The organism is Mycobacterium sp. (genome assembly GCF_052145595.1).
Classification (GTDB): domain Bacteria; phylum Actinomycetota; class Actinomycetes; order Mycobacteriales; family Mycobacteriaceae; genus Mycobacterium.
In genome coordinates this window covers 1-6,248 of record NZ_JBKQOI010000364.1, presented here as the reverse complement: position 1 = coordinate 6,248, position 6,248 = coordinate 1, and the positions used below count along the sequence as shown (strand labels likewise).

At 65.4% G+C, this 6,248-nt stretch carries 7 protein-coding genes and 1 pseudogene; 4 read left to right on the top strand and 4 right to left on the bottom strand.

Annotated elements, in window-relative coordinates; all coding sequences use genetic code 11:
- On the top strand, positions 1 to 468 hold a 468-nt coding region (locus tag ACLP4W_RS29800; protein ID WP_442391148.1), incomplete at its 5' end, for a macro domain-containing protein.
- On the opposite strand, the gene ACLP4W_RS29795 is transcribed toward ACLP4W_RS29800, so the two are convergent.
- Positions 444 to 755, bottom strand: coding sequence for an MTH1187 family thiamine-binding protein (locus tag ACLP4W_RS29795; protein WP_442391146.1), 312 nt, complete (start codon positions 753 to 755; stop codon positions 444 to 446). The two genes, ACLP4W_RS29800 and ACLP4W_RS29795, sit on opposite strands and share 25 nt — an antisense overlap.
- 51 nt (positions 756 to 806) lie before the next feature.
- On the opposite strand from ACLP4W_RS29795, the gene dtd reads away from it, so the two are divergent.
- The 3 genes from dtd to ACLP4W_RS29780 all read left to right on the top strand — a co-directional run bounded on the left by dtd (position 807) and on the right by ACLP4W_RS29780 (position 3,027).
- A complete protein-coding gene (gene dtd, locus ACLP4W_RS29790) occupies positions 807 to 1,238 on the top strand; it encodes a D-aminoacyl-tRNA deacylase (protein WP_442391144.1) in 432 nt (143 codons plus the stop codon).
- Between the two features lie 65 nt (positions 1,239 to 1,303).
- Positions 1,304 to 2,215 (top strand): class I SAM-dependent methyltransferase, encoded by a 912-nt coding sequence (locus tag ACLP4W_RS29785; RefSeq protein WP_442391142.1) that lies wholly within the window; start codon positions 1,304 to 1,306, stop codon positions 2,213 to 2,215.
- Between the two features lie 11 nt (positions 2,216 to 2,226).
- A complete protein-coding gene (locus ACLP4W_RS29780; protein WP_442391150.1) occupies positions 2,227 to 3,027 on the top strand; it encodes an HAD-IB family hydrolase in 801 nt (266 codons plus the stop codon).
- Here ACLP4W_RS29780 and ACLP4W_RS29775 read toward each other — a convergent pair.
- The 3 genes and pseudogenes from ACLP4W_RS29775 to ACLP4W_RS29765 form a co-directional block, all read right to left on the bottom strand.
- On the bottom strand, positions 3,024 to 4,049 hold the full coding sequence (locus tag ACLP4W_RS29775; RefSeq protein WP_442391140.1) for an alcohol dehydrogenase family protein: 1,026 nt from the start codon (positions 4,047 to 4,049) through the stop codon (positions 3,024 to 3,026). The two genes, ACLP4W_RS29780 and ACLP4W_RS29775, sit on opposite strands and share 4 nt — an antisense overlap.
- A 10-nt stretch (positions 4,050 to 4,059) precedes the next feature.
- Positions 4,060 to 5,991: a flavin-containing monooxygenase gene (locus ACLP4W_RS29770; protein WP_442391138.1), complete on the bottom strand. Its 1,932-nt coding sequence runs from the start codon at positions 5,989 to 5,991 to the stop codon at positions 4,060 to 4,062.
- A 108-nt stretch (positions 5,992 to 6,099) separates the two neighbouring features.
- Positions 6,100 to 6,248 (bottom strand): annotated as a pseudogene (locus tag ACLP4W_RS29765) (HNH endonuclease signature motif containing protein); the annotation flags it as partial.

Sequence of the window (6,248 nt, the reverse complement as noted above, 5' to 3'; positions counted from 1 at the left end):
GAAGTCGATGCGATCACCAACGCGGCCAACACCCAACTGCGGCACGCCGGCGGCGTCGCGGCGGCGATCTCCCGCGCCGGCGGCCCCGGGGTGCAACGCGAATCGACCGAGAAGGCGCCGATCGGGCTCGGCGAAGCGGTCGACACCACGGCGGGCGAGATGCCGGCGCGATATGTGATCCACGCGGCGACGATGGAACTCGGCGGCCCTACGTCGGCCGAGATCATCACGCGGGCCACCGGTTCTGCCCTGCGGAAGGCGGACGAGCTCGGTTGCCGCTCGCTGGCGCTGGTGGCGTTCGGTACCGGCGTCGGCGGCTTCCCGCTCGAAGACGCCGCACGGCTGATGCTGGCCGCCGTCCGGCAGCACCGGGCGAGCTCGCTCGAGAAGGTCGTGTTCGCGGTCCACGGCGACGCCGCCGAACGGGCATTCAGAAACGCAGTTCAGGCCTCGCGGTCGGACAGATAACGCTCGACGGAAGCGACCTTCTGCGTCATCGCGTCGTCGGCCCCCGCCCGCCAATCCACCTTGATCACCGTGCTCAGCCGGGGCGCACGAGCGGCCACGGCCTCGACCGCGCGCTGCACGACGGCCATCACTTCTTCCCAGGTATCGCCCTCGATCACGGTGAACATCGAATCCGTCTTATTGGGCAGCCCGGAATCGCGCACCACCCGAACGGCTTCGGCAACGATCTCGCCAACACCTTCGCCCACACCCAGCGGGGTGACAGAAAACGCGACGAGCACAGACACTCGACGAGCGTACTTAACCTTTTCGGGGCCGGCCTGGCAGCATCGGGGCACATGCGGGTTCTGGTGCAGCGAGTCTCGTCAGCGGCGGTGTCGATCGATGGCCAGGTGGTCGGTGCCATCCGGCCGAACGGCCAGGGCCTGCTGGCGTTTGTCGGTGTCACCCACAGCGATGATGCCGAGAAGGCGCGGCGGCTCGCCGAAAAGCTGTGGTACTTGCGCATTCTTGCCGACGAACGGTCCGTGGCCGACGTCAACGCGCCCATCTTGGTCGTCAGCCAGTTCACCCTGTATGCCGACACGGCGAAAGGCCGCCGGCCGTCATGGAACGCGGCCGCGCCCGGTTCGGTCGCCGAGCCGCTCGTAGCGGCATTCGCGGAGGCGTTGCAAGGGCTGGGCGCCGACGTACAGACCGGGGTGTTCGGCGCAAACATGCAGGTCGAGTTGGTAAACGACGGCCCTGTGACGGTGTTTCTGGAGCTCTGAGGGTGCCCCCGCGGGTACTTTGGTTATGTCGGCCCGTGGTGGCCGATTCGGACGGGGGGGCGACCATGAGCACGACACCTGATTTTGGATCGCTTCGTTTCGACGACGACCAGTGGGACATCGTCAGCAGCGTGGGTTACACCGCGCTCCTGGTGGCGGGATGGCGGGCACTGCATGCGGTGAGCCCCCAACCGCTGGTCCGGGACGAATACGCCAAGGTTTTCATAGCCGCTTCCCAGGACCAGTATCTGGCGAGTGCGCTTGCCAACCCGGGGACATCCGAAGACGAGACGGCCTTTCCCCGCCTCTACGGCGTGCAAACCCGGTTTTTCGACGACTTCTTCGCCTCCGCGGGCGACGCGGGCATACGACAGGCGGTGATCGTCGCCGCCGGATTGGATTCCCGCGCATATCGCCTTGAATGGCCGGACGCGACAACGGTTTTCGAAGTCGACTTGCCGAAAGTCCTTGAATTCAAGGCGCGTGTGCTGGGTGAGCGGGGCGCTGCACCCAAGGCTCGCAGGATCGAGGTCGCCGCCGATCTGCGCACCGGCTGGCCAACGCCGTTGAAAGCCGCCGGGTTCGACCCGCAAAGCCCGAGCGCGTGGTCGGTGGAGGGATTGCTGCCTTACTTGACCGACGACGCGCAAAGTGCACTCTTCACCCGGATCAGCGAGCTCTCCGCGCCGGGCAGCCGAATTGCCGTGGGCGCGCTGGGCTCACGTCTGGACCGCGAGCAGCTTGCCGCTCTGGAAGCCGACCATCCCGGGGTCAACATGTCGGGTGACACCGACTTCTCCGCGCTCACCTACGAGCCCAAGGGTGACCCGGCAGAATGGCTGGCCGCCCACGGGTGGGTCGTCGATCCGGTCCGCAACACGCTTGAGTTGCAGGCCGGTTATGGAATGACCCCGCCGGAAGTGGACGTCAAGATCGACGGTTTCATGCATTCGCAATACATAACGGCGACTCGGTGAGTGCGGTCGACATGGCAACGGTCACGAGGCTCTCCCCCGCCGATGCCGTCGCGGAGATCGGCGCCAGCCCAGCCGGACCCGGGATCGGTGCATTCTTCGACCTCGACGGCACGTTGGTGGACGGCTTCACGGCGGCGGCTCACGTCGGCGATCGGATCCGGCGCCGGCAGGCCGGGATCGGCGAGATACTCGGGGTGTTCCAAGGCGCGCTGCGGTATCGATTCGGCCGCCTGGAATTCGAGCACCTCATCGTCCGGGCCGCGGGTTATTTGCGTGGCGAATCGCTTGCCGAACTCGACGAGCTGGGCCAGCGTCTTTTCGTCGAACGCGTTGCCTCCCGCGTGCACTCTCACATGCACGAAATCGTGCAGGCGCATCAGGAACGCGGACATACCGTCGTGCTGAGTTCATCGGCGCTGTCCATCCAGGCGCTACCCGTCGCGCGCTTCCTTGGTATTTCCAACGTGCAGTGCAATCATTTCGAGCTCGACGAGCGCGGACACCTCACTGGCGGAATCGTCAAACCGATTGTATGGGGTACGGCGAAGGCTGCCGCGGTACAACAGTTCTGCACCGATAATGACGTTGCGCTGCAAAGCAGCTACTTCTATGCCGATGGTGACGAGGATGCGGCATCGATGTCGGTCGTCGGCTATCCACGACCGGTGAACCCCCGCTCGGGGCTCGCCGCGGCCGCCGCCGCACACGGATGGCCGGTGATGTGCCTGGCCTCGGACCGCCGCCGCCCGGTGCGGACATTGCGTTATCTCGCCAACCACGTCCGGCGCGACCCGCGACAAGGCAAAGGCTAAGGCGTCAAAAGGATTTTCACATCGTCGCCGGACCGCGACTCCGCGGTCGCGTAACCTTTGGCGGCTTCATCGAGCGGCAGTGTCGTCGTGAAGATGCCATCGACATCGAGCCGGCCGGCCTGAAGCAGCGGAATCAATTCGGGCCAGGTGCGCTGCACCGGCGCGGTCGTCATGCGGATTGTGATGCTGCGTATCAGGCAGGCCAGGGCGGGAAGCGGAAACGGCTGCATATCGTGCACGCCGACAACCGACACGGTGCCGCCGGGGCGGACCGCATTGAGCGCGTCGGTCATGGATGCATCCGTGGCGACCGCGTCTATCACCGCGTCGGCGCCGCGTCCGCCCGTCGCGGCGAGGATGGCCTCGACAGCCGGTGCTTTGAGCGGGGTTGCTCCCCATTGGGCCGCACGGTCCAGCCGTCCGTCGACGCGATCGACGGCGAAAACCGTTGCGGCACCCTGCAAAAATGCGCTGCGCAGTGAGCATAGGCCGACCGCTCCGAGGCCGATTACCGCCACGGTGCCGCCAAACGGAATTTCGGCGCGCTGGGCCGCCGCCCAGCCGGTGGCCAGGTTGTCGGTGAGCAGCAGTGCCTGCTCGGTGCTTATCGCCTCGGGAATCTTGAGCAACTGGAAGTTGGCGGCGGGCACGGCGAGCAGATCGGCCTGTGCGCCGTCAAGCACGCCGCCGCCGAAGATCTGAAAACCGGAGTGGCACATGACCGGGTCTCGGGTGGCGCAACCGGGGCAGGCGCCGCAGCCGGTCACCGACGACACCATGACCTGGTCCCCAACCTTGACGGTGCGGACGTCGGGCCCGATTTCCACGACGGTGCCGACCGCCTCGTGGCCGAGCGGCATCGGACCCGCGAGTGGAAAGTCACCTTCGTAGAAATGCAAGTCGGATCCGCAGATACCGGCGGCGGTGACTTCGACGATCGCCCCGTCGGGACCGGGAAGCGCCGGATCCGGGCGGGTGTCGACCCGGATGCTGCGGGGCCCATCGACGACTACCGTGCGCATAGCGGAATGCTCACTTTCTCTTTCGGACAACGAATTGAGACCAATCGGGCTCACGGACAGCGGCCCAGTACTCGTTGAGACGCCACGGGCTGACGGTGTGGATCTCCCCGTCTGCGTTCTTGAAGTAGGAGTGTTTGACCGCGGGGTGTGACCACACCATGGTCTTGATTTCGGCTTGCGTCCGCTGATGCCACTCTGCGGCCGCCTCGGCCGTCGGTTCCATCGAAAGCAGGTTTGCCCCTGCCAGGTGCTCGAGACACCGGTTGACGTAGCGCATTTGGAGTTCGGACTGGAAGATCAGACTGCCGCCGTGCGCCAGATGTGTCCCGGGCCCGTAAACAATGAATAGGTTGGGGAATCCCGGAACGGTGATGCCCAGATACGCGTACGGGCGCCGCCCCCACATCTGGTGCAGGTCGATCCCGTTGCGCCCGGTGATTTTCAGCGGCCAGAGCACATCGGTGTGCCGGAATCCGGTGGCGTAGACGATGACGTCGGCGTCGTGCGTCACGCCGTCTTCGGTGACGACGCCGCTCGGGGTGATCTTCTCGATCGGCGTGCGCACCAGTTCGACGTTGTCGCGCTGCAGTGTTCGCAGCCAGCTGCCGTTGTCCTGCAGCGTCCGTTTGCCGGTGGCGGGATAGTCGGGCAACACCTTGGTCAGCAGCTCGTGGCCTTCGCCGACCTGGCTGGTGATCCACTGGGTGAACATCATTCGGGCGGCGGCGTTGATGTCGCTGACCGCGTAATCCTGGTCGGCATAGTTCGGGTCGCCGCGGGCGGCGTCGAGGCCCTTGTCGGCCCCGGGCCACAGTACGAGAAACCGGTACCACCTTCCGTAGAACGGCAAGTGGCGCATCGCCCAGCGCACACCGTCGCCGACCTCGTCGTGATACATCGGGTTCGGAAACATCCACTGCGCGGTCCGCTGGAACACGGTGAGCCGCTCGACGTCGTCGGCGATCGCGGGTGTGATCTGAAAGCCGCTGGCGCCGGCCCCGATGAGCGCGACCCGCTTGCCGCTCAGGTCGACGGAGTGATCCCAGGCCGCGGAGTGAAATGAGGGTCCCTCGAAGGTATCGGCGCCGTCGATTTCCGGGATATAGGGCCGATTCAGCTGACCGACCGCGGTGATGAGGGCCCGTGCGTGCACGGTGCTGGTCTCGCCGTCGGCCGAGCGCAGTGACACGCTCCACATGCCGTCGTCGTCGTTCCATGCCGCCGAGACGACCTCGGTCCGCCAACGCACATGCCCGGCCAGGTCGTGCTTGTCCATCACCTTGGTGAAATAGTCCTGCAGCTCGTACTGCTCGGCGAAAAAATGAGTCCAGTCGTTGTTGGGTTCAAAGCTGTAGCAATAGAAATGGTTTGCGACGTCGACGCGGGCGCCGGGATAGCTGTTCTCCCACCACGTTCCGCCCGGTCCGGCGTTCTTCTCCACAATGGTGAAGGGAATGTTGGCTTGTTTGAGGCGGACCCCGGCCAGGATGCCGGATTCGCCGCATCCGACGACGAGGACGGGCATCTCGGCCGCGGATTCGGACGGCAAGGCCGCCGGGCGGCGCGGGTCGGCGCCGTCGAGATCCATCTCTTCCAAGATCAGGGGTAGGTAGGCATCGGCCACATGTTCGCAGGCGGCCCAGTCCATCATTTCCCTGATAAGTTCGAGGCTCAGCGGCTTTGGCTCGGGGCAACCGCGGTCTCGATAGTCGGTCAGCACCTCCAGCGCCGCCGCACGGGCCCGGACTTTGTCCTCCTCCGACATGAACCCCTGGACCTCGTTGAGGAAGATGCCCATCGGCTTGAAGTCGTGAATGAACCGGGGATCGCCGGTGATATGGACGAGGGATAGCAGCAGCGTCGGGATGCTGACATCCTCGAGCGCGGCCGCGATCTCGGATGTCGAGGTGGTAAAGGGCCGGCCGGCGTAACGGCTGCGCATCAAGCCGATCCTTCCGGTAGAGCGGGCGCACCCAATTACGCTACTCTGAGTTTCGTAATTGGCAGCATTACGCTACCCCGTGGCGCCGGAGAGGATCAAGGCCGACCACTACGGTTCATCGTCGTCTTCGTCGGCCAAGAGCTTTTCGGGGTGGTGGAAGGTGTTGGTTCTTGGTTGGCCGTGGTCGAGGTGTGGCGGTGGGATCCATTCGGTGGTGCCGTCTTTGCGTTTGCGGGTGGTCCAGCCGCCGGGTTCGA

Coding starts and splice junctions, on each gene's coding strand:
- dtd (WP_442391144.1), top strand. CDS start 807: ATGCGGGTTCTGGTGCAGCGAGTCTCGTCAGCGGCGGTGTCGATCGAT.
- ACLP4W_RS29785 (WP_442391142.1), top strand. CDS start 1,304: ATGAGCACGACACCTGATTTTGGATCGCTTCGTTTCGACGACGACCAG.
- ACLP4W_RS29780 (WP_442391150.1), top strand. CDS start 2,227: ATGGCAACGGTCACGAGGCTCTCCCCCGCCGATGCCGTCGCGGAGATC.
- ACLP4W_RS29775 (WP_442391140.1), bottom strand. CDS start 4,049: ATGCGCACGGTAGTCGTCGATGGGCCCCGCAGCATCCGGGTCGACACC.
- ACLP4W_RS29770 (WP_442391138.1), bottom strand. CDS start 5,991: ATGCGCAGCCGTTACGCCGGCCGGCCCTTTACCACCTCGACATCCGAG.